Genomic DNA, 20,549 nt, shown 5'->3' with positions numbered 1-20,549 from the left:
AAACAAATGGTGCCCAAGGTGGGATTCGAACCCACACACCCGTAAAGGCGGCGGATTTTGAATCCGCTGCGTCTACCGTTCCGCCACTTGGGCACTGTTCTTTCTCTAGCCAAGCACGCGACTGACGTCCAGTGCCGAAACGGCGTATTGTGGCGGAATTTGTATGTGGCCGCGCTCGAGACTTGACCCCGGCCACCGGGCGTGGTGTCTCGCGTCAGGCAACGTAAGAGACCCGCAATGATCCGCGCCCTTTATGACTGGACGATCCGAATGGCCGACCATCGCCATGCGCTTTGGGTTCTGGCCGCGGTGTCCTTTGTCGAAAGCTCGGTGTTTCCGATTCCCCCAGATGTCTTGATGATCCCGATGATCCTCGCGCGGCCTTCGCGGGCGTGGTTGATCGCGCTTGTGGCGCTTGTATCTTCGGTTCTCGGTGGGTTGCTGGGCTATGCCATTGGGGCCTTTGCGTTTCAGGAAATTGGCCAACCCATCCTCGCAGCCCTTGGCAAGGGCGACGCAATGACCGAATTCAGCACAAGGTTCAACGATTTCGGGTTCTGGGCGGTGCTGACCGCTGGCATCACGCCCTTTCCCTACAAGGTCATCACCATCATGTCGGGCTGGACGGCCATGCCGCTGGGGGTGTTCATCGCCAGCTCGATTCTGGCGCGCGGCATCCGGTTCTTTCTTGTTGCGGCATTGCTCTGGAAATACGGGCCCCCGGTGCGCGATTTCATCGAACGCCGTCTCGGGCTTGTAACCATCGTCTTCGTAGTTCTGCTTTTTGGCGGCTTTTACGCAACGAGGTTCTTTTGATGCAACTGAGCCAGAAACATCTCATCCTCCTTGCGGCGGGCGGTTCTGCCGCGCTGATGCTGGGGGCGCTCGGGTTTCAGCACTTGGGCGGCATGGCCCCCTGCAAGCTCTGCATCTGGCAGCGTTGGCCACATGTAATCGCGATAGCCTTTGGCGTTGCTGCGCTCGTCGCCCTGCCCCGCCTGCTCTGCCTCGGGGGTCTTTTGGCTGCGCTCACCACGGCCGGTATCGGCGGATATCACACCGGGGTCGAGCGTGGCTGGTGGCAAGGTCCGACCAGTTGCTCGTCGTCCGGCACAGATGGGATCAGCGCCGACGCCCTCTTTGAACAGATCATGGCGGCCCCCCTTGTGCGCTGCGACCAGGTGCCATGGGAGATGCTGGGCCTGTCGATGGCCAGTTGGAACATGCTGGCCTCTCTCGGCCTTGCCACACTCTGGCTTATGGCATTGCGCAAGCGCTGAACCATTGCTTAGGCCCCCGATTTCCACGTGTTGAGCAACAGGCTCGTCTCGGATTGCGCTATCCCCTCGAACCGCCGGATCTGCGCCAGCACCTTGTCCAGCTCTTCAAGCGTTTCGGTCCCAATCTCGACAATCACATCCCACCGGCCATTGGTGGTATGGGTCGCGCGCACGGCGCTCAGACCGTTGAGTTGGCGCAAGATCCGATCTGTGCCGCGCCCTTCAATCCCCAGCATCATGAGGCCCCGCACCGGATCACGGGCCGCGTCCCCGCGCAACACCACGGTAAAGCCAACAATCGCGCCACTTGCCCGCAACCGCTCAATCCGCGCCCGCACCGTGGTGCGCGACATCCCAAGCCCAATCGCCAGATCTGACAGAGAGGCGCGCGCGTCATGCCGTAGCATGGAAATCAACCTCTGATCGGCATCGTCCATTTCGCAGCTTCCTTGATCCAATTTGCACAAATACTACCCTATTTGCGCAAAATAGCCGCTTCATTTCAACTCAATTCGGCGGCATCCTGATCCCAAAGCGCAAACGTGAGAGCCTCTGATGACCCCACAAACCATCCTTCTGATCGGTGCCCCGGTTGATAGCGGCAAGGACAGGCGCGGCTGTCTGATGGGCCCTGATGCCTATCGCACCGCCGGGCTGGCCGAGGCGCTTGGCGATCTTGGGCATGGCTTGCGCGACCTTGGCAATCTCTGCCCTGCCCCGGCGACGGTCGATCCCGCCCTGCCCGCGCATCTGCACGCGCCTGCCGAAACGGCGGGTTGGACGGCAACCTTGATGCAGGCCGCAGAGGAAGCCATGCAAGAGGGGCTGCCGATCTTTTTGGGGGGCGACCACAGCCTTTCGCTTGGGTCCGTTGCGGGCTTGGCCAATCATGCCGCTGCCATGGGGCGCCCGCAATTCGTGCTCTGGCTGGACGCCCATAGCGATTTTCACACACCGCAAACCACTGCGTCGGGCAATCTGCACGGCACGCCGCTCGGCTATGTCACGGGCCGCGCCGGATTTCACGGCTTTCCAGAGGTTGCCAATCCGGTGCCCGAAGAAAACATCTGCATTCTCGGCCTGCGGTCCGTAGACCGTGCGGAACGCGAGGCGCTGCAATCTAGCCGCATCCGCTATCACGATATGCGCGTGATCGACGAACAGGGGATTTCCCGCCCTCTTGCCGCCTTTCTGGATCGCGTAGCCGCTGCGGGTGGCGCGCTGCATGTCAGCCTTGATGTCGATTTCATCGACCCGCTCTTTGCCCCCGCCGTGGGCACGACCGTGCCCGGCGGCGTCACGATCCGCGAGGCGCATCTGACGATGGAAATGATCTGCGACAGTGGTCTTATGACCTCGCTCGATCTGGTGGAACTGAACCCTTTTCTAGATGAACGCGGGCGCACCGCGCAGGTGATGGTCGATCTCGCGGCCTCTGCCCTTGGCCGCCGCGTGTTTGATCGCCCCACCCAGGCCTATAGCTGAGGACCCAAAGATGACGCTTGCCCCCTCCCACAAGGCGCTGGTGCCTTTTGTCTCTGTCGATAACATGATGAAACTGGTGCATCACATCGGGATCGAGCCGATGTTGCGCGGGCTGGCCGACTATATCGAATCCGATTTCCGCCGGTGGGAGCTGTTCGACAAGACCCCGCGCATCGCCAGCCATTCCGAGGAAGGCGTGATCGAGCTCATGCCCACTTCGGATGGCGAGGTGTATGGCTTCAAATATGTCAACGGCCACCCTAAGAATACCCGTGAGGGGTTGCAAACCGTCACCGCCTTTGGCCTCTTGGCGAATGTGGGGAACGGCTATCCTGTGCTCTTGTCCGAAATGACCGTGCTCACGGCGCTGCGCACGGCGGCCACCTCGGCGATGGTGGCCAAGTATCTTGCCCCCAAAGGCGCACACACGATGGCGATGATCGGCAATGGCGCGCAATCAGAGTTTCAAACGCTGGCGATGAAGGCGATTTGTGGCCTCAAATCCGTGCGCCTTTACGACCTTGACCCCGCCGCAACCGCCAAGGCCGCGCGCAATTTGCGCGGTCTGGGGCTGGAGGTGGTCAGTTGCTCCACCCCCGAGGAAAGCATGGAAGGCGCGCAGATCATCACCACCTGCACAGCCGACAAGCAATATGCGACGATCCTGAGCGACAACATGGTTGGGGCCGGCGTGCATATCAACGCCATCGGTGGCGATTGCCCGGGCAAGACAGAGCTGGCACCCGGCGTGCTTCAGCGCTCGACCATCTTTGTAGAATATCCCGAGCAAACCCGGATTGAGGGCGAAATACAGCAACTTTCGCCCGATCACCCCGTGACCGAGATGTGGCAGGTGATCAACGGCACCGCCAAGGGGCGCAGCCACGCTGATGAGATCACGCTTTTTGACAGCGTGGGCTTTGCCATCGAGGATTTTTCGGCCCTTCGCTATGTTCGCGACCATATCGCGGGCACCGACCTTTTCCTTGATCTCGACCTATTGGCCGACCCGGACGATCCCCGCGACTTGTTCGGGATGCTGCAACGTGCGAGCACCCCATAACCGCCACCGTTTAACGCCCTTTAAACAGCCCGCCCAAGATGCCACGCACGATGCGGCGACCCGTGGTGCCGGTCAATTCCTTCATCACGGCTGAGGCAAGCGCGTCGCCAAAGCCTTCGGGTTCACGCGCGCGGCGGCTCTGCCCCGAGGTGGCCCCACCTGAATACCGCCGTGCCGCTTTGAATTCGCGGGCGCGCTCGGATTCGGCCTCTTCGGCGGCGGCCTCTGCGGCACTCTTGGCCTCGGCGTCTTCGGCCTCTTTCGCCGCAGCGGCGGCGCGGGCGGCCAGAATCTCATGAGCGGACTGCCGATCAATCGCCGTCTCGTATTTCCCCGCAACGGGCGAGCCTGCGATGACCGCGCGCCGCGTGGCCGCATCGCAAGGGCCAAGCTGTGTTGCGGGCGGGCGTACAAGCGTGCGTTCAACCACCCCCGGCACACCTTTGTTTTGCAGCATCGACGTCACCGCCTCGCCCACGCCCACATCCCGGATCGCCTCTACCGTGTCAAAGCGCGGATTGGGGCGATAGGTCTCGGCGGCGCGGCTCAGCGCCTTTTGATCCCGCGCGGTAAAGGCGCGCAGCGCGTGTTGAAACCGATTGCCAAGCTGGCCCAGAATATCCTCGGGCACGTCATCCGGGTTCTGGGTGATGAAATAAACACCAACCCCCTTGGACCGGATCAGGCGCGCCACCTGCTCGACCTTGTCGACCAGAGCCTTGGGCGCATCCTCAAACAGCAAATGCGCCTCGTCAAAGAAGAACACCAGCTTGGGTTTATCAACATCGCCCACTTCGGGGAGTGTCTCAAAGAGCTCGCTCAAAAGCCACAAGAGGAAGGTCGCATAGAGGCGTGGCGAATTGATCAGCCGGTCGGCGGCAAGGATGTTGACATAGCCACGCCCCTCGGGCGTGACGCGCATCAAATCCTCTAGCGCCAAGGCTGGCTCGCCAAAGAAATGCGCCCCCCCCTGATTTTCCAGCACCAAGAGCGCGCGTTGAATGGCCCCGACCGAGGATACGCCCACATTGCCATAGCGCAGCGACAGATCGGCGCTGTTCTGGCCCACCCATGTCAGCAGCGCTTGCAGATCCTTGAGGTCGAGTAGCGGCAGCCCCTCTTCATCCGACACGCGAAACGCGATGTTGAGAACGCCCTCTTGTGCATCCGAAAGCCCCATCAGCCGCGACAACAAGAGCGGCCCCATCTCGGCCAGCGTGGTGCGCACCGGGTGCCCTTGCTCGCCAAAGAGATCCCAAAAAATCACCGGAAAAGTATCATAGCGAAAGGCGTCAAAGCCAATTTTCTGGGCACGCTCGGTGAAGGGTCCGTGCAGCTTGTTTTCGGGGCTGCCTGCGACGGCCATGCCCGATACATCGCCCTTGATGTCCGACAGGATCACAGGCACGCCCGCATCCGAGAACCCCTCGGCCAATACTTGCAACGTCACCGTCTTGCCGGTGCCTGTGGCCCCCGCGACAAGACCATGCCGATTGCCGTATTTGAGCAAGAGTTCCTGAGGCTCGGAATAATCCGCACCGCCGCCGCCCACGAAAATCGAAGTCTGCACCCCAACACCCCCTATCCAGAAAAGGTCACGGGCTGACCATACTTAATTAACCCTTTCATGCCAGTCTGAATTCATGCCCGGAACCGATTGTCCTCTGGTTGCGGGTGACTTCCTCCCTGTCAGACTGGCCGCGCCCCTCGGGTGCGGCCTTTTTTCGCGATTTTGCGACCTTCCCTGTTGACGGGTGCGCGCATCTGTCCTAGCGTCCGTTTCAATAACTAAGTCGGCCAGTCCGACGGGGAGAAACGTAGGAAGAGGCCGAGAGGCCTCTTTCTTTTTTGCTGACCTCATAATCACAGCGTATTACAAGATGGCGTAAAGCTGCTGGCGACGCGACATTGCGACGTATTTCATCCTGACTCTCCCGGCACACCATGCTAAAGCGCGGCGGAAACATAGACCGATATGGGGAAATGATGCCTAGACTCCTTACAAGCCTTTCGATTGTGGCGCTTCTCGCAATGGGCGGAGCCCTCAGCGCACAAGAAGCAACACAGCCGGCCCCCGAAGCCCCGGTAGAGGCCGCAGAACCGGACGCCGAGACCCCGGCGATCGGTCTCGACACCGGACGCCCTGTGCAAGAGGATCCGTCCTATATCAAATCCACCCATGACGATTGGCAGATCAAATGCTTTCGCACCGGGGTGGAAGGGCAAGAAGACCTCTGCCAGATGTATCAGCTGATGACCGAGAGCGCCGGGAATCCGGTGGCGGAATTCACCATTTACCGTCTGCCCGAAGGTGGTCCGGTGATCGCAGGCGCCACGATTGCTGCCCCTCTGGGCACGCTTTTGACCGAAGAAATCAAGCTCTCGGTCGATGGCGCCAATGCCAAGAGTTATGCCTATTCGTTCTGCACCATGGCGGGCTGTTTCGCGCGCATCGGTCTGACGCAACAGGACATCGACACGATGAAGCGCGGCGTGAAGGTGACGCTTGAAATTGTCCCGGCTCAGGCGCCGGATCAAAAGGTAAAGATTGACGCCTCGCTCAAGGGCTTTACCGCTGCGTTCGAAGAAGCCTCAATTCTTCAGCAGTAATTAAAGTATCACTCCTAATGCCAACGCCGCCCTATGGGGCGGCGTTTTGTGTTCCAACCTCAGGCAAAGCGCTTGAGCGCCAGCACAGCGTTGAGCCCACCAAAGGCAAAGGCATTGCTCAGCGCCACATTCACTCGCGCCTCGCGCGCCACGTTCGGCACCACGTCCAGTGCGCATTCCGGGTCCGGTTCCTCATAGCCGATTGTGGGCGCAATGATCCCGTCGCGCAGCGCCATGATACACGCCAAAAGCTCGACCGCGCCAGTTCCACCGATCAGATGCGCATGCATGGATTTCGTCGAGGAAATCATCAGACGATCCGCGTGATGCCCGAACACATCCGCCACCGCCGCACTCTCGGTCTTATCATTCGCCGCAGTGCCAGTGCCATGCGCGTTGATATAGCCCACCTCTTCGCGGTTGATCCGCGCATCATTGAGCGCGCCGGTGATGGCACGTGCGGCCCCCTGTTTGGAGGGCATGACAATGTCGGAGGCATCCGACGTCATGGCAAAGCCTGCGACCTCGGCCAAAATCTCGGCTCCGCGCCTTTTGGCATGCTCCATCTCTTCAAATACGAAAATCGCGGCCCCCTCGCCCTGAACCATACCGTTGCGATTGGCCGAGAATGGGCGGCAGGCATCCCGGCTCATGACGCGCAACCCCTCCCACGCCTTGACGCCGCCAAAACACAGCATCGATTCAGATCCCCCCGTGACCATCACCGGGGTAATGCCGCCATGCACCATCTGAAATGCCTGCGCCATCGCGTGATTGGACGACGCGCAAGCGGTCGAGACGGTAAAGGTCGGCCCCTTGAGATTGAATTCCATCGACAGATGCGAAGCAGCGGCGTTATTCATCAGCTTGGGCACGACAAAGGGATGCACCCGGTTCTTGCCCTCTTCGTAGACAGAGCGGTAATTCTCGTCGAGCGTGGTCATGCCCCCGCCTGAGTTGCCAAGAATCACGCCCGCCCGCGCGGCCAACTCGCCCGAAAACTCCAACCCGGCCTGCGCCATGGCCTGCCGCGCCGCGATCAGTGTGAATTGGGTAAACCTGTCATAGAGCGCCAGTTGCTGACGGTTGAACTGCGCCTCGGGATCGTAGTTCTTGACCTGGCCACCAATGCGAATCGACAAGCGCTCGACGTCCTGAAACTCCAGATCGGAAATGCCGCAACGCCCTTCGCGCATCGCCTCAAGCGTGCTGGGCACATCGGCCCCAAGCGCGTTGATCGTGCCCGCGCCAGTAATGACCACCCGTTTCACGATTGCGCGGCCACCAGCCGCTCGATGCCGGCGATGATCGAACGCACAGTGGAAATGTCGAAATCGCTCTCTGACGGGTTGTTGGCGTTGAAGGGCACGGAAATGTCAAACGCCTCTTCGATGGCAAAGATACTCTCGACCAATCCGAGACTGTCGATACCCAGGTCCTCGGGCGTGCTGTCGAGAGTGACATCCGCAGGTTCGAGCACGGCCTGTTCGGCGATGATGGCGATGACACGGTCCTGAATGGTGCTCATGGCAAGGTCTTTCATTCTGACGCCCGGGGGCCGGGCGGATGCTGGTCTTCTGCGTCGGTTTGGTAACAGTTTATTTAAGATCGGTCCCGCGCGCAGACAATCTTTTCAAGACAGCCGCGCAGTGTGCCGCACCTGAAACCCTGCGCTATCACAGGCAGGCGCATGGCAAAAGGCCCGCACCTCGCGGCACGGGCCCTGAACCGACGAAAAACTCAAATCTCAGCCCCGTGGCGTATCCAATGACACCCCGGCCTTTTCCAGCGCTTCCCAGATCCGCGCATCGCGCCCGTAGACATCGCCACGATACTGCGGACGCCCCTGTGCTTGGGTAAAGGCCGTGCGATAGATGATATGCACCGGCACATGCTGCTCCAGTTGCACATAGGTTTCGCGCCCTGTGCCCAGCACGGAATGAAAGAAGGCCTTGGGATCGCTTTCCTGCCGCCCCAAGAGCGCATAGGCGAAATCGAACGGTTGATGCAGGCGGATACAGCCATGGCTGAAATCGCGCTTCTCCAGATCGAACAGCGCTTTTTGCGGCGTGTCGTGCAGGTAGATATTGTACTTGTTGGGGAACATGAACTTGACCAGCCCAAGCGCGTTGCGCTCTGACGGTGGTTGCTTGATCGCAAAAGGGAAATTGCGCGCATTATACGCGCCGAAATTGACTGCCCCCCGGCTCACCTCGCGGCCATTGCGATTGTAAAGCTTGAGATGCGACGCCGCACCCGGATTGCGCTGCATCTGCGGCAGGTATTCGTTGACTGCGATTGAATAGGGCACATGCCACGTCGGATTGATGACCATATACTCCATCTCATCCGAGAATTCGGGGCTCCGGCGGTTCTGGTCATTCTTGCCAATCACGGCTCTGGTTGCAAAGGTCACCGCGTCATTGTCGAGAATACGCGCGCTGAAATCGGTCAGGTTAACAAGTATGTGGCGTTGTCCGCGCTCCTGGCTTAGCCAGCGCTCCCGCTCCATCGCGACAATCACCGATTTGAGCCGCTCTGTCGCAGGCGTATTCACCGCCGCAAGCGTCGTCGCCCCCGCAATGCCGTCGGTCTCAAGCCCGTGATCCCCTTGAAAGGCCTGAACCGCCTGTTGCAGCCTCATATCATAGGTCTGCGCCGCACTCCGATCCAGATAGCCCATTGCAATCAGCCGGTTACGCAGGGCGATGACAGCCGGGCCGCTGTCGCCGGGCCGCAGCTTTTCTGCAGAAACCGTAGCCCCCCATCCGCCTTCTGCGACCAACTGCTCTAGCCGCAGTTTTTGTTTGAGGAGGCGCGCGTATTCATTGCTTTGCGGCGCAAGGTTTCGCATCACACGGCTAGGTTCTTTTGCAAGAATCTCTTTCAAAAGCGCCCCAGATTCCTGCCGCACAACCTCACGCTTGATGTCACCAATAACCTTTGAGGGCACCAAAACCCCAGATTGCACATCATGCGCATAGCGCAGATAGGTGCGGCTGAGTGCGACCTCTACCTGCCCCAGATCGCGCTGTGACCGCGCGGCGGTCATCGACGCAATCAACCCGTCAAGATCATAACGCTCCGCAGGCAGGCCATGCACCCCGGCCCGCGCTAGCACCTGAACCAAGGCCTGACGGCGCGCGAGATGCTCGGCCCCCGCACCGGTCCAGACCGGACGATAGCTCTGATCCTGATAAAAGGCCGCAAGGTCACGATCCTCGGCTGCGGCCTCGGCCACCGCTTGCCGAAACGCCGCTTCTTGCGCCGCAGCTGGCATGATCCATGCAAACAGAACAAGTGCGGCGGTCAGCATGACCGGGACAATTCGGAGCAAATCGCGAGAGCGCGGGTGGCAAGACGCCAAAATCATTCTTTTACCTCTAAGTCACGGGGTCGCTTTGAGAAACTATATGCGGGATTTCCCATCGTTCTCAATTTTTTACTAAGGATTCCGTGTCAGTTTCGACGACAAGTGCATGACTGCGACGAAAATGCAGCGGCGGATGCGTATTCTAGCCACATCGAGAAAATTATGCGCGAAATCCCGCCGAAAGGACTTGAATATTGAACGACACAGCAAATCAGGGCTTGGTCATTGATTCCCGCTGTGCCATAAATTCCGCACATCTGGGGATGATTGAGAATGTTGCGGGACAGCAACAACAGGTAGGCTACGGGACAGGCGATTGAAACAATGACAGAAATCAGTTCAACTGGCATCTCGCGGCGTGGCGTATTGCTTGCGTTCGCGGCAACAGCTGTGGCAGCAGCCCCGACATTTTCCAATGCAGCTGGCTTTCTACGCGGTGCTGGCGATATCCGCCGCATTCGCCTTGTTTCGCCGCGCACCGGTGAACGGCTCGACACAATCTATTGGATCGAAGGCGATTACCTCAAGGAAGCCGTGCGCGAGATATCTTTGTTCATGCGTGATTGGCGTACCAATCAGGTGAAAAACATTGATATTCGCACCATCGACATCATGGCCGCCAGCCATAACCTGCTCGACGTATCCGAGCCCTACACGCTTTTGAGCGGCTATCGAAGCGCCCAGACCAACGCGATGCTGCGCAGCCGCTCCAATGGTGTTGCCCGCAATTCCCTTCACATGGTCGGCGAGGCCGCAGACCTGCGTCTTGGAAGCCGCTCTGTCAGCCAGATTTACCGTGCCGGCGTGGCCTGTGGCGGCGGTGGCGTTGGGCGCTATTCCGGCAGCAACTTCGTACATATGGATTGCGGCCCGGTGCGGACCTGGGGGCGTTAACCCTCAATCACTCACAGTACCAAGAAACCAAAAAACCGGCCCATTGGCCGGTTTTTCTGTGCATCATGACCTGTCAAAGCGCACCCAAGGCACGATCAGGCGAATTTTGCATTCCGTGCCGCCTGCAACCGCGCGAAATCATCGCCCGCATGATAGCTGGACCGCGTCAGCGGGCTGGCAGAGACCATCAAAAAGCCCTTGCCATAGGCCGCCTTTTCATAGGCTGCGAACTCATCAGGATGCACAAAACGATCAACCGCGTGATGTTTCGGCGTGGGTTGCAAGTATTGGCCAATAGTCAGGAAATCTATTCCGGCGGCGCGCATATCATCCATCACCTGATGCACGGCCTGCCGATCCTCGCCCAGGCCAACCATAATGCCCGATTTTGTGAACATCGTCGGATCAAGTTCCTTTACCCGCTGCAAAAGCCGCAGGGAATGGAAATACCGCGCGCCGGGGCGCACGGTGGGATAGAGTCCGGGCACAGTTTCAAGGTTATGATTGAACACATCCGGCTTGGCCGCCACCACGGTTTCCAGCGCACCATCCTCGCAATGCAGGAAATCCGGCGTCAAAATCTCGATCGTGGTTCCGGGTGCCCGGTGGCGAATGGCGCGAATGGTCTGCGCAAAATGCTCAGCCCCGCCATCCGACAGATCATCGCGATCCACGCTCGTCACAACCACATGCTTCAAGCCCAGCTTCGAAACGGCATCAGCCACGCGCCCCGGCTCGAACGCATCAAGGGTTTGCGGCTTGCCGGTGGCCACGTTGCAAAAGGTGCAGCCGCGCGTGCAAATCTCGCCCATGATCATCATGGTCGCGTGTCCCTGGCTCCAGCATTCGCCGGCATTCGGGCAACCCGCCTCTTCACAGACCGTCACCAGCTTGTGCTCGCGCATGATCCGATGGGTTTCGAAATAGGCCTTGCTCGTCGGGGCCTTGACCCGAATCCAGTCGGGTTTGCGTGGTTGGGCGTTATCGGGGCGATGCGCCTTTTCAGGATGACGTTGGTCCGGCAGTTTGAGATCGCGCACGAATTTTTCCCCGCGAATGATTTGGTAAGGCTTGGATAGTATAAATCATAGCGATGGAGAGTGCCAGTCACGCAGCGTTACATCCTGACGACTGCACCATGGGTAACGAGTGTCCATCGCGCTTAGTGAGTGTTCCTGTAAATGTCGACCTGCGCTGCGTGCGGCGCAGGTCGCATCGCGGCTGTGGGTTCCGGCACCTGCGCGCGCGCAAGAGCGATAAGCGCGGCACCGGCAGTTTCCAACACCTCGGCCAGTTTCTCGAACCACACCTCGTCTTGCGTGCTCTGACGACGCACCAGAACGATTTGGCGGGCGGGCTCTGGCGGGCTAAACCGGCGCAGGTTTATCCCCGGTGCCGCCCTCACTTCGGTCGCCGCCGCAATCTCGGGCATGAGGGTCAGGCCGAATCCCGCCGCCACCAGCCGCGACAGCGTGCCAAGCGAAGAGGCGCCCATATCAATCTGTGCGTGCCCACGCCCACGTCCGCAAACCTCAAGCGCTTGATCCGTCAGGCAATGCCCCTCTTCCAGCAACAACAGCGGGCTATGCACCAGCGAGGTCGGGCGCAGCGCCTCTGCCCCTTGCCCAAGCGCCGCCAACCGAACCGAGGTTCCCGCCAACAAGAACCGATCCTCGAACAGCAGTCGCTCGCGCAGCCCCTCAGCCCCGACCGGCCGCGCCAGTATCGCGGCGTCCAGTTGACCGCCTTGAATGTCGGCGATCAATTGGTCAGTCTTGGCCTCGCGCACTTGCACATCAAGCGAGATATCGCGGCTGCGCAGCGCCTCTAGCACGCCGGGTAGAATATAGGGCGCAATGGTTGGGATAATCCCAAGCGATAGCCGCCCCGCCAGCCCGCCTTGCCACCGCGCCGCCTCGCTCAGCGCCTGCATCTCGTCCAGAACCCGCAGGGCATGCGCCAGAATCAGGCGGCCAAACGGGGTCAGCACCACATCCCGCGCACGCCGCTCGACCAGCTTTTGGCCAAGCGTTGTCTCCATCTCTTTGATTTGAACAGAGAGCGCCGGTTGTGAAATATTGACCACCTCTGCCGCACGCCCGAAATTGCGCTGTTCGGCAAGCGCCTTGAAATAGCCAAGCTGTCGAAGGGTGATGTTCATATCCATAGCTTATGGGTCACCACCTCAATGACAAGCCTGAATTATAGCATGGCGGCTTTGCAGCCTGCGCGTTCAACCGATCAAGCTGCCCGCTTCTCCCAACCCCTCGTAATGCCGTTTGAGCCGTTGCAGGGCGATGCGTAACACGATCTTGCCCGACCGCGCCGACCAGCCCATTTTCTTCTCGGCGCGTTCCAGCCCCTCCATGTAACAACAGCAGCGCAGCACCACATCGCCCAAGCCCGGCCCAAGATCCCGTAACGCCGCCAAGACCCGCAGGCGTGCCGCCTCGGCGTCATACCCACGAGAGACCACGGGGCTGCCATGCTCATCGACATGACTGAGAAAATGGTCCCAGTTCTGCGCGACACGTGGGGCCATCTGGGCCAGTTCGAAATCCTCGCGCAGCCGTTCGCCCGCGCGCACAAGATCCGAGGTCAGAAACCGGCTGCCGTCCTTGTCACGTCGTCGGGCCAGAGCCACAAGGGGCGAGTCAACCAGACCGTAGCGCGCGCGTCGTCCGCTGGAAACTGGCGTGGGGCGGGATGCGACCTGCTCCGACAATAACGGCCCGTCCCTGAGACCGCTTGCCTGATTTTCGGCCTCAGCCAACATCAGGCTGAGCGCGTTGCGCCCTGTGGCGGTGATATGATACCGCGCGATGCGCCCCGGTCCGTCACAGGCCACCCATCCCTTGAGCGCCATAGCCTCGGCCACTTCGCGCTCGACGACCGCCGTGCGCAGGGTCTGGCCGCTACCGGTGTCACGCACCACCACCGCCTTGTCCATATCGGCAGAGACGGCCAACAGGGCCCCCGGCTCACAGAGGCGGCGCAAAACGCGCCGCGCCTCTGATTTCAAGCGGTTTTCCGTCAATTCAGGCGTCTGATTGTGTCGCGTGATGGTGTGGGATGTCATGGCAGCCTCCTTGGCAGGAGAACCGGAAATCTTGTCATGGTTAACCCTTTGTCCAAGCCGCCGCAGCGCCTCGTCCACCAAAAGATCATCGCGGCGGGTCTCATAGGCACGGATTTGGCGCATCACGGTCGAAGCGTGCCGCCCCGCGTGCCGCGCCAAGGCCCTGATCGGCGTGCCGGATTCGGTATGGGCCAGATAATGCAGCGCCGCCTCAGGCACCCAAGAGGGTACGTCATGCAAAATGGTCTTGAATGCATACCCCTCGTGCATCGCCCGTCCCCCAAATTTTCGGCCTTCCGGCACCAGATCGCAACCTGGCAACTTACCCACAGAGTTATCCACAACTTAAGAGTGCAAAGATTACCGGTTCGTTAATTGTTTCCAGAAATGCAACCTTCATTGACAAATCGTAAACAAATCCAAAGCCCTGCGCGCGGCGCAGCGCCTGAAAACGCAACAGCCACCGAACCTGTGCGACGAAGCATTTGCACGATCACAGGAGCCTCTTATGCACGATATTCTTGGAACTCTGCGGGCGTTACGCCGCCCCCCACTTTTGATCCGCGCGGCGCGGATTGGTCTGCAAGACTACCGCCGCGAGGTGCATTTGCGGCGGCTACTGCGCGATGGCCCCCTACCCCAGAGCCCTACCGCGCTTGTGCGCCTGCTTGAAACCGAGGCTGCCTTGGATCAGGAACGCCGCCTTGCGTCCACAGGTTACTCACCGGCCCGCCATGTCGAGGTATTGATCGCCATGATGGCAGAGGCACGGGACATAACCCCGTCATTGCTCGAGACCTGACACAAAAAAAAGCGCGCCGCAAGTCGGTGCGGCGCGCGTTCTTTAGGCAAGTCTCGATGATCTTAGCTAAAGGCATCCGGCATTTCAGCCTTGCGCTTGGCGACATAGGCGGCAAGTGCCTCGGCAATTTCCGGATCAAGCGGCGGCTGCTGATAATCCGCCAAAAGCTTGTGAACCCGCGCATTGGCCAGAACCATCGTGTCGCGCTCGCCCTCATCTGCCCACGTCTCGAACGGCTTGTAGTCGAACAGGTCAGAGCGCCAAAAGGCGGATTTGAAATTCGCCTGCGTATGCGCACAGCCAAGATAATGGCCACCCGGCCCAACCTCACGAATGGCGTCCATCGCCTGCGCCTCTTCATCCACCTGCACGCCGCGCGCCAAATGGTGAAGCGTGCCCAGCTGATCGGCATCCATGACGAATTTCTCAAAGGATGACACAAGACCGCCTTCAAGCCAGCCGCAAGAGTGCAACATAAAGTTAACCCCTGCCAGAAGCCCGACGTTCAGGCTATTTGCCGTCTCATACGCCGCCTGCGCATCCGGCAGTTTGGAACCGTTGAACGACCCGGAAGACCGGAACGGCAGCCCCATCCGCCGCGCCAACTGACCCGCCCCATAGGTGATATGTGCGGCCTCTGGAGTGCCAAAGGTCGGCGCGCCCGAGTTCATGTCGATCGAGGTAACGAAGGCCCCAAAGATCATCGGCGCGCCGGGGCGCACAAGCTGACTATAGGCAATGCCTGCCAGAACCTCGGCCAGAACCTGCGTCAGCGTACCCGCCACCGACACCGGTGCCATCGCACCGCCAACGATAAAGGGCGACAGGATACAGGCCTGATTGTTCGCGGCGTAGATTTCCAGCGACCCCATCATGACATCGTCAAACGTCATCGGCGAGTTCACGTTGATGAGCGATGTCATGACAGTGTTGTTCTGCACGAACTCCTCTCCAAAGAGGATGTTGCACATATCAACGCTGTCTTGCGCGCGGCTAGGCTCTGTCACCGATCCCATAAAGGGCTTGTCCGACAGGGTCATATGCGCCAGCAGCATATCAAGATGGCGCTTGTTCACCGGAATATCGGTGGGTTCACACACCGTGCCGCCGGAATGGTGCAACCATTTCGACATATAGCCCAGCTTCACGAATTTGCGGAAATCCTCCATCGTGGCATAGCGGCGGCCGCCTTCCATGTCGCGCACGAAGGGCGGGCCATAGACCGGTGCCAGAACGAGGGACTTGCCGCCGATTTCCACCGTGCGCTCGGGATTGCGGGCATGCTGGATGATCCGCGACGGGGCGGTGGCACAGAGTTGCCGCGCCAAACCGCGCGGAATGCGCACCCGCTCGCCCTGCACATCGGCCCCGGCCTGGCGCCAGCGTTCCAGCGCGGCTGGATTCTGGACAAAATTCACGCCCACCTCGGCCAGTACCGTTTCGGCATTGGCCTCGATGATTTCAAGCGCCTCTTCTGTCAGAACCTCGAAATTCGGAATGTTGCGCTCGATATAGCGCGCGGTCTCGATGCTGACGGCGGTGCGTTCGGCACGGCGTGCTGCCCCGCCGCCGCCACGGGACCGTCTGCTGCTCAGTGCTGCTTCTGACATGGATGCACCCTTCGTATATGGTCAATTGCAATAGCCAAGGCTCCCGCCACAGGGCAGGTCTGCTCTGGTCATACCTGTTTGTCGGCGTGTATCAGGCGAAGATTCCGGCGATTGAGGGGAAAAAGCGACACGCGCCCCTTGTTGATTTCAGGACTGGATAAAATGAATGACAAAATATATTCAAAAACCATAATGCTTTGATCTCGGCCTGATCTATTTACCATGATCAGCGTCAGTCTCTAAAAGCGCAGGACAAACTGACAGATCTGGGCTAACCGCACCGCAGTAAGAGGTATGTTACGATGAAGACGTGTTTGCGCCACTTGGCGAAACTATCTGCGCTGATGAGTGCACTCGCGCTGGCAAGCCCCGCCACAGCCACCAATGGCTATTTCTCCAATGGCTATGGTGGCCAGTCCAAGGGCATGGCGGGCGCAGGTGTTGCGGTGCCAACGGGTGTCCTCGGCATGGCGCAAAATCCGGCCACGGGCGTCAAGCTGGGCAATCAAGCGGGCCTTTGTCTAACCACCTTTGCCCCGAACCGCGACGTGGAAATCGCCCCCGGCGGGCCACTGACCCCCGGCACCCACAAAAGCCAGAATGACGTGTTCTTCATTCCCTGCGGCGGTGCCAACTGGAAACTCGATGGGCGCTCATCGCTTGGCGCCTTTGTCTTTGGCAATGGCGGCATGAATACCGAGTTTGACACCAATTTCTTTGCCGGGCTTGGCGCGGGCTCCGCCCCGGTCGGGGTCAATCTCGAACAGGCCTTCATAACGCTGAACTATGCCCGCAAGGTGAATGATCGCCTGACCTTGGGCGTATCTCCTATTCTTGCGGTGCAGCGGTTCAAGGCACAGGGGCTGCAAGCCTTCTCTGCCCTGTCGATCAGTCCCGGCGATGTCACCAACCGCGGGCACGATTGGTCCACCGGCTTTGGCGTAAACCTTGGCCTGCTGTATGAGGCCAATCCGGAATGGACCTTTGGCGCGGCCTATCGCAACGAAATCCAGATGTCCAAGTTCAGCCGCTACAAGGGCCTCTTTGCCGACGGCGAATTCGACGTGCCCGCAATGCTGACCCTTGGGGCGGCCTATACCCCCGCCGCTGCCCCCCAGTGGACACTCACGGGCGAGTATCAACGCATCTTCTACGGCAATGTGAAATCCATCGCCAATTCCAGCGCACCTCCGGGCGGCCCGCTGGGGGCGTCCAATGGCGTAGGATTCGGCTGGCAGGATGTCGATGTCTGGCGTCTGGCCGCCATCTGGCAGAAGTCTGACAAGCTGACGTTGCGCACCGGCGTTAGCTATTCGACCGAGTTCATCAAGAACGACGGCAACGTGGTGATCAACACCATCGCCCCCGGCACGCCCCAATGGCATCTCTCGGCGGGCGGCACCTATGAGATCAACGACCGCTGGGCCTTTACCTTTGCCTACACCCATGCCTTCTCCAACAGCTTTTCGGGGTCCAACCCGGCGCTTACCGGCGTGGCACAACCGGTGAAAATCCGCATGCATCAACACGAGATCGCAACCGGCATCAGCTATCGCTGGTAAGGCGCGCTGCTTTCTCTTGCGCCGGAGCGGGACGCCAATTACTAGGCGAGATATGAGCCAGATATCCCATGACCGCCTCCTGATCATCGACTTTGGCAGCCAGGTAACGCAGCTTATTGCGCGTCGCCTGCGCGAGCTGAATGTCTATTGTGAAATCCATCCCTACCAAAAGGTGACGGACGCATTCCTGCAAGAGATGGCGCCGCGCGCGATCATCTTTTCGGGTGGCCCCGATAGCGTGATGCGCGAGGGCAGCCCAAGGCCGCCTCAGGCCGCCTATGATCTGGGCGTGCCTATCTTGGGCATCTGCTATGGCCAGCAGGTCATGATGCAGGACTTGGGCGGTCGCGTCGAGGCGGGCGAACATGCCACCGCCGAATTCGGCCGCGCCTACGTGACGTCGACGGGTGTTGCAAGCGGCTTTGTCGATGGCTGGTTCGCCGGGGATTCGCGCGAACAGGTCTGGATGAGCCACGGCGATCATGTCTCTGAAATCGCACCTGGATTCGAGGTTCTGGGCACCTCATCCGGTGCGCCCTTTGCCATCACGGCAGACCGCGCCCGCAACTTCTACGCCGTGCAATTCCACCCCGAGGTGCATCACACGCCGAACGGGGCGCGGCTCTATGAGAATTTCATCCGGCAGGCGGGCTTCAAGGGCGACTGGACCATGGGCGCCTACCGTGAAGAGGCGATTGCCAAGATCCGCGCTCAAGTGGGCGACAAACAGGTGATTTGCGGCCTCTCGGGGGGTGTCGATTCCTCTGTCGCCGCCGTGCTGATCCATGAGGCCATTGGCGACCAACTGACGTGCGTCTTTGTCGATCATGGCCTCTTGCGTCAGGGCGAGGCCGACGAGGTCGTGGCCATGTTCCGCGACAATTACAACATCCCCCTCATTCATGCCGATGAGGCAGAGCTTTTTCTAGGTGAGCTTGAGGGCGTAAGTGACCCTGAAACAAAGAGAAAAGCCATTGGCCGCCTGTTCATCGACGTGTTCCAGAAATACGCGAGCCAGATTGAAGGGGCCGAGTTTCTCGCCCAAGGCACGCTCTACCCCGACGTGATCGAGAGCGTCAGCTTTTCGGGTGGCCCCTCTGTCACCATCAAGTCGCATCACAATGTCGGCGGCCTGCCCGAGAAAATGGGCCTCAAACTGGTCGAACCCCTGCGCGAACTCTTCAAGGACGAGGTGCGCGCTTTGGGGCGCGAACTGGGCCTTCCCCAGAGCTTTATCGGGCGTCATCCCTTTCCCGGCCCCGGTCTTGCCATCCGTTGCCCCGGCGAGATCACCCGCGAAAAACTCGAAATCCTGCGCAAGGCCGATGCCGTCTATATCGACCAGATTCGCCGCCACGGGCTCTATGATGACATCTGGCAGGCGTTCGTTGCCATCCTGCCGGTGCGAACAGTTGGGGTCATGGGCGATGGGCGGACCTATGATTTTGCCTGCGCCCTTCGCGCTGTCACAAGCGTCGATGGCATGACCGCCGATTACTATCCCTTTACCCACGAGTTTCTCGGTGAAACCGCGACGCGCATCATCAACGAGGTCAAAGGCATCAACCGCGTGACCTATGACATCACGTCGAAACCACCGGGAACGATCGAGTGGGAATGATTTCTCTCACTGGCCAAATGATTTGTCCCTCCGAAGACCTTGAGGTCACGCGCGCCGCCCTGACGGAACATATCCGCCTTAGCCGTGCCGAACCGGGCTGTCTGTCGTTTGACGTGACCGAAACCGCGCCCGGAGAATTCAGGGTGTCAGAGCGCTTTGTTGACCGTGCCGCCTTTGACGCGCATCAGACCCGGACGCGCGCCAGCGAATGGTGGCGTGTCACCTCGCATATGCCCCGTCACTTCGAGATCACCGAGGAATGAGTCTGGCGGCCCCCGCCCCGGCCCCACAGACCTTGCGCGCGGGGCTCTGGATGCTGGGCGCGGTCGCCTCTTTCTCATCTATGGCGGTAGCGGGGCGCGCGGTCAGCTTTGAACTCGATACGTTCGAGATCATGATGTATCGCAGCATTGTGGGCTTTATCCTTGTACTATGCGTGGCCCGCCTGACCGGCCAGATTGCCACCGTCACCACGCGCAGCCCCGGCACGCATCTTGTCCGCAACCTCTGCCATTTTACCGGCCAAAACCTGTGGTTCTATGCGATCACCGTCATTCCGCTGGCACAGGTCTTTGCCCTCGAATTCACGGCCCCACTCTGGGTTCTGATCCTGTCACCGCTGGTGTTGGGCGAGCGGTTGACAGGCACCCGCGCCCTCGCCGCCGTAATCGGCTTTGCCGGCATCCTCATCGTCGCGCGCCCCAGTCCCGAGACAATCAACCTGGGCACAATCGCTGCGGCGGCGGCCGCCATCGGCTTTGCCGGTTCAATCCTGATGACCAAGCGCCTGACACGTACGGAATCCCTCACTTGCATCCTCTTCTGGATGACACTGCTGCAAATCGGTTTTGGCCTGGCCTGCGCAGGGTATGATGGGGACATCGCCCTCCCCTCGCTCACCTCTGCTCCATGGCTCGTGCTGATCGGATGCGCGGGGCTTTTGGCCCATTTTTGCCTGACCACCGCGCTCTCGCTGGCCCCGGCCACCTTGGTCACTCCGGTTGATTTTTTACGACTGCCCGTAATCGCCATTGTCGGCCTTTTGGTTTATGGTGAGGCTGTTGACGTGTTTGTACTCGTGGGCGCGGCTGTGATCTTTGGTGCGAATTACCTGAATCTTTGGCGCGAAACGCGCAAAAGTGTATGAATTTACACTTTTTTCCTTAGAAA

20 protein-coding genes and 1 tRNA gene are annotated in these 20,549 nt (G+C 59.9%); 11 read left to right on the top strand and 10 right to left on the bottom strand.

What is annotated here, in order from left to right:
- Window positions 1–7: 7 nt before the first annotated feature.
- Window positions 8–93: transfer RNA gene (locus GC127_RS18305), tRNA-Leu, on the bottom strand.
- A 144-nt stretch (window positions 94–237) separates the two neighbouring features.
- On the opposite strand from GC127_RS18305, the gene GC127_RS18300 reads away from it, so the two are divergent.
- Complete coding sequence (locus tag GC127_RS18300; RefSeq protein WP_151979226.1) at window positions 238–816, top strand: YqaA family protein; 579 nt, start codon at window positions 238–240, stop codon at window positions 814–816.
- On the top strand, window positions 816–1,280 hold the full coding sequence (locus tag GC127_RS18295) for a disulfide bond formation protein B (RefSeq protein WP_151979225.1): 465 nt from the start codon (window positions 816–818) through the stop codon (window positions 1,278–1,280). Before GC127_RS18300 ends, GC127_RS18295 begins: the two co-directional genes overlap by 1 nt.
- Window positions 1,281–1,288: 8 nt before the next feature.
- Here the strand turns inward: GC127_RS18295 and GC127_RS18290 are convergent, their stop codons facing one another.
- The gene (locus GC127_RS18290) at window positions 1,289–1,717 is read right to left on the bottom strand and encodes an Lrp/AsnC family transcriptional regulator (protein WP_037269691.1); all 429 of its coding nucleotides are present in this window, start codon (window positions 1,715–1,717) and stop codon (window positions 1,289–1,291) included.
- A 118-nt stretch (window positions 1,718–1,835) separates the two neighbouring features.
- On the opposite strand from GC127_RS18290, the gene rocF reads away from it, so the two are divergent.
- A complete protein-coding gene (rocF, locus tag GC127_RS18285) occupies window positions 1,836–2,765 on the top strand; it encodes an arginase (RefSeq protein WP_151979224.1) in 930 nt (309 codons plus the stop codon).
- Between the two features lie 10 nt (window positions 2,766–2,775).
- A complete protein-coding gene (locus GC127_RS18280; RefSeq protein WP_151979223.1) occupies window positions 2,776–3,828 on the top strand; it encodes an ornithine cyclodeaminase in 1,053 nt (350 codons plus the stop codon).
- 10 nt (window positions 3,829–3,838) lie between these two features.
- On the opposite strand, the gene GC127_RS18275 is transcribed toward GC127_RS18280, so the two are convergent.
- Window positions 3,839–5,398 (bottom strand): helicase HerA-like domain-containing protein, encoded by a 1,560-nt coding sequence (locus GC127_RS18275; RefSeq protein ID WP_151979222.1) that lies wholly within the window; start codon window positions 5,396–5,398, stop codon window positions 3,839–3,841.
- Window positions 5,399–5,814: 416 nt separating this feature from the next.
- Here GC127_RS18275 and GC127_RS18270 point away from each other — a divergent pair, with 416 nt between their 5' ends.
- Entirely contained in the window at window positions 5,815–6,438 is a 624-nt protein-coding gene (locus GC127_RS18270) for an invasion associated locus B family protein (RefSeq protein WP_037298327.1), read from the top strand.
- 59 nt (window positions 6,439–6,497) lie between these two features.
- On the opposite strand, the gene GC127_RS18265 is transcribed toward GC127_RS18270, so the two are convergent.
- From GC127_RS18265 to GC127_RS18255, 3 genes are all read right to left on the bottom strand, one after another.
- Complete coding sequence (locus tag GC127_RS18265) at window positions 6,498–7,709, bottom strand: beta-ketoacyl synthase (RefSeq protein ID WP_008282231.1); 1,212 nt, start codon at window positions 7,707–7,709, stop codon at window positions 6,498–6,500.
- Window positions 7,706–7,966 carry an acyl carrier protein gene (locus GC127_RS18260; protein WP_037298430.1) on the bottom strand — a complete coding sequence of 87 codons (261 nt, stop codon included), beginning with the start codon at window positions 7,964–7,966 and terminating at the stop codon, window positions 7,706–7,708. The genes GC127_RS18265 and GC127_RS18260 overlap by 4 nt, the downstream gene beginning before the upstream one ends.
- Window positions 7,967–8,185: 219 nt before the next feature.
- Window positions 8,186–9,754: a murein L,D-transpeptidase gene (locus tag GC127_RS18255; RefSeq protein WP_151979840.1), complete on the bottom strand. Its 1,569-nt coding sequence runs from the start codon at window positions 9,752–9,754 to the stop codon at window positions 8,186–8,188.
- A 381-nt stretch (window positions 9,755–10,135) separates the two neighbouring features.
- On the opposite strand from GC127_RS18255, the gene GC127_RS18250 reads away from it, so the two are divergent.
- Entirely contained in the window at window positions 10,136–10,705 is a 570-nt protein-coding gene (locus GC127_RS18250; RefSeq protein WP_008282228.1) for a DUF882 domain-containing protein, read from the top strand.
- A gap of 95 nt (window positions 10,706–10,800) precedes the next feature.
- On the opposite strand, the gene lipA is transcribed toward GC127_RS18250, so the two are convergent.
- The 3 genes from lipA to GC127_RS18235 form a co-directional block, all read right to left on the bottom strand.
- Window positions 10,801–11,745: a lipoyl synthase gene (gene lipA, locus GC127_RS18245; RefSeq protein WP_008282227.1), complete on the bottom strand. Its 945-nt coding sequence runs from the start codon at window positions 11,743–11,745 to the stop codon at window positions 10,801–10,803.
- 122 nt (window positions 11,746–11,867) lie between these two features.
- Complete coding sequence (locus GC127_RS18240; protein WP_254700161.1) at window positions 11,868–12,866, bottom strand: hydrogen peroxide-inducible genes activator; 999 nt, start codon at window positions 12,864–12,866, stop codon at window positions 11,868–11,870.
- A 72-nt stretch (window positions 12,867–12,938) separates the two neighbouring features.
- Window positions 12,939–14,054 carry a DUF6456 domain-containing protein gene (locus tag GC127_RS18235; protein ID WP_199861279.1) on the bottom strand — a complete coding sequence of 372 codons (1,116 nt, stop codon included), beginning with the start codon at window positions 14,052–14,054 and terminating at the stop codon, window positions 12,939–12,941.
- A 238-nt stretch (window positions 14,055–14,292) separates the two neighbouring features.
- On the opposite strand from GC127_RS18235, the gene GC127_RS18230 reads away from it, so the two are divergent.
- The gene (locus GC127_RS18230; protein WP_037298324.1) at window positions 14,293–14,586 is read left to right on the top strand and encodes a DUF6477 family protein; all 294 of its coding nucleotides are present in this window, start codon (window positions 14,293–14,295) and stop codon (window positions 14,584–14,586) included.
- A 62-nt stretch (window positions 14,587–14,648) separates the two neighbouring features.
- Here the strand turns inward: GC127_RS18230 and GC127_RS18225 are convergent, their stop codons facing one another.
- Window positions 14,649–16,196: a trimethylamine methyltransferase family protein gene (locus tag GC127_RS18225; protein WP_008282223.1), complete on the bottom strand. Its 1,548-nt coding sequence runs from the start codon at window positions 16,194–16,196 to the stop codon at window positions 14,649–14,651.
- A gap of 344 nt (window positions 16,197–16,540) precedes the next feature.
- Here GC127_RS18225 and GC127_RS18220 point away from each other — a divergent pair, with 344 nt between their 5' ends.
- The 4 genes from GC127_RS18220 to GC127_RS18205 are packed head-to-tail and all read left to right on the top strand — an operon-like array spanning window position 16,541 to window position 20,526.
- A complete protein-coding gene (locus GC127_RS18220; protein ID WP_217524494.1) occupies window positions 16,541–17,758 on the top strand; it encodes an OmpP1/FadL family transporter in 1,218 nt (405 codons plus the stop codon).
- Between the two features lie 52 nt (window positions 17,759–17,810).
- Window positions 17,811–19,379: a glutamine-hydrolyzing GMP synthase gene (guaA, locus tag GC127_RS18215; protein ID WP_151979219.1), complete on the top strand. Its 1,569-nt coding sequence runs from the start codon at window positions 17,811–17,813 to the stop codon at window positions 19,377–19,379.
- Window positions 19,376–19,642 (top strand): putative quinol monooxygenase, encoded by a 267-nt coding sequence (locus GC127_RS18210; protein ID WP_151979218.1) that lies wholly within the window; start codon window positions 19,376–19,378, stop codon window positions 19,640–19,642. Before guaA ends, GC127_RS18210 begins: the two co-directional genes overlap by 4 nt.
- Window positions 19,639–20,526 carry a DMT family transporter gene (locus GC127_RS18205; RefSeq protein ID WP_081508475.1) on the top strand — a complete coding sequence of 296 codons (888 nt, stop codon included), beginning with the start codon at window positions 19,639–19,641 and terminating at the stop codon, window positions 20,524–20,526. The genes GC127_RS18210 and GC127_RS18205 overlap by 4 nt, the downstream gene beginning before the upstream one ends.
- Window positions 20,527–20,549 lie beyond the last annotated feature (23 nt).

The organism is Roseovarius sp. EC-HK134 (assembly GCF_902498815.1).
GTDB classification, from domain to species: Bacteria; Pseudomonadota; Alphaproteobacteria; order Rhodobacterales; family Rhodobacteraceae; genus Roseovarius; species Roseovarius mucosus_A.
Note: the sequence above shows the minus strand (reverse complement) of the source record. Positions and strands in the feature narration are given on the sequence as shown.

What these genes read in the sequence shown, in the direction of transcription:
- rocF (WP_151979224.1), top strand. Translation starts at nt 1,836, where the DNA reads ATGACCCCACAAACCATCCTTCTGATCGGTGCCCCGGTTGATAGCGGC.
- GC127_RS18255 (WP_151979840.1), bottom strand. Translation starts at nt 9,754, where the DNA reads ATGCTGACCGCCGCACTTGTTCTGTTTGCATGGATCATGCCAGCTGCG.
- GC127_RS18260 (WP_037298430.1), bottom strand. Translation starts at nt 7,966, where the DNA reads ATGAGCACCATTCAGGACCGTGTCATCGCCATCATCGCCGAACAGGCC.
- GC127_RS18210 (WP_151979218.1), top strand. Translation starts at nt 19,376, where the DNA reads ATGATTTCTCTCACTGGCCAAATGATTTGTCCCTCCGAAGACCTTGAG.
- GC127_RS18280 (WP_151979223.1), top strand. Translation starts at nt 2,776, where the DNA reads ATGACGCTTGCCCCCTCCCACAAGGCGCTGGTGCCTTTTGTCTCTGTC.
- GC127_RS18240 (WP_254700161.1), bottom strand. Translation starts at nt 12,866, where the DNA reads ATGAACATCACCCTTCGACAGCTTGGCTATTTCAAGGCGCTTGCCGAA.
- guaA (WP_151979219.1), top strand. Translation starts at nt 17,811, where the DNA reads ATGAGCCAGATATCCCATGACCGCCTCCTGATCATCGACTTTGGCAGC.
- GC127_RS18290 (WP_037269691.1), bottom strand. Translation starts at nt 1,717, where the DNA reads ATGGACGATGCCGATCAGAGGTTGATTTCCATGCTACGGCATGACGCG.
- GC127_RS18230 (WP_037298324.1), top strand. Translation starts at nt 14,293, where the DNA reads ATGCACGATATTCTTGGAACTCTGCGGGCGTTACGCCGCCCCCCACTT.
- GC127_RS18235 (WP_199861279.1), bottom strand. Translation starts at nt 14,054, where the DNA reads ATGCACGAGGGGTATGCATTCAAGACCATTTTGCATGACGTACCCTCT.
- GC127_RS18270 (WP_037298327.1), top strand. Translation starts at nt 5,815, where the DNA reads ATGCCTAGACTCCTTACAAGCCTTTCGATTGTGGCGCTTCTCGCAATG.
- GC127_RS18225 (WP_008282223.1), bottom strand. Translation starts at nt 16,196, where the DNA reads ATGTCAGAAGCAGCACTGAGCAGCAGACGGTCCCGTGGCGGCGGCGGG.
- GC127_RS18205 (WP_081508475.1), top strand. Translation starts at nt 19,639, where the DNA reads ATGAGTCTGGCGGCCCCCGCCCCGGCCCCACAGACCTTGCGCGCGGGG.
- GC127_RS18250 (WP_008282228.1), top strand. Translation starts at nt 10,136, where the DNA reads ATGACAGAAATCAGTTCAACTGGCATCTCGCGGCGTGGCGTATTGCTT.
- GC127_RS18220 (WP_217524494.1), top strand. Translation starts at nt 16,541, where the DNA reads ATGAGTGCACTCGCGCTGGCAAGCCCCGCCACAGCCACCAATGGCTAT.
- GC127_RS18300 (WP_151979226.1), top strand. Translation starts at nt 238, where the DNA reads ATGATCCGCGCCCTTTATGACTGGACGATCCGAATGGCCGACCATCGC.
- GC127_RS18295 (WP_151979225.1), top strand. Translation starts at nt 816, where the DNA reads ATGCAACTGAGCCAGAAACATCTCATCCTCCTTGCGGCGGGCGGTTCT.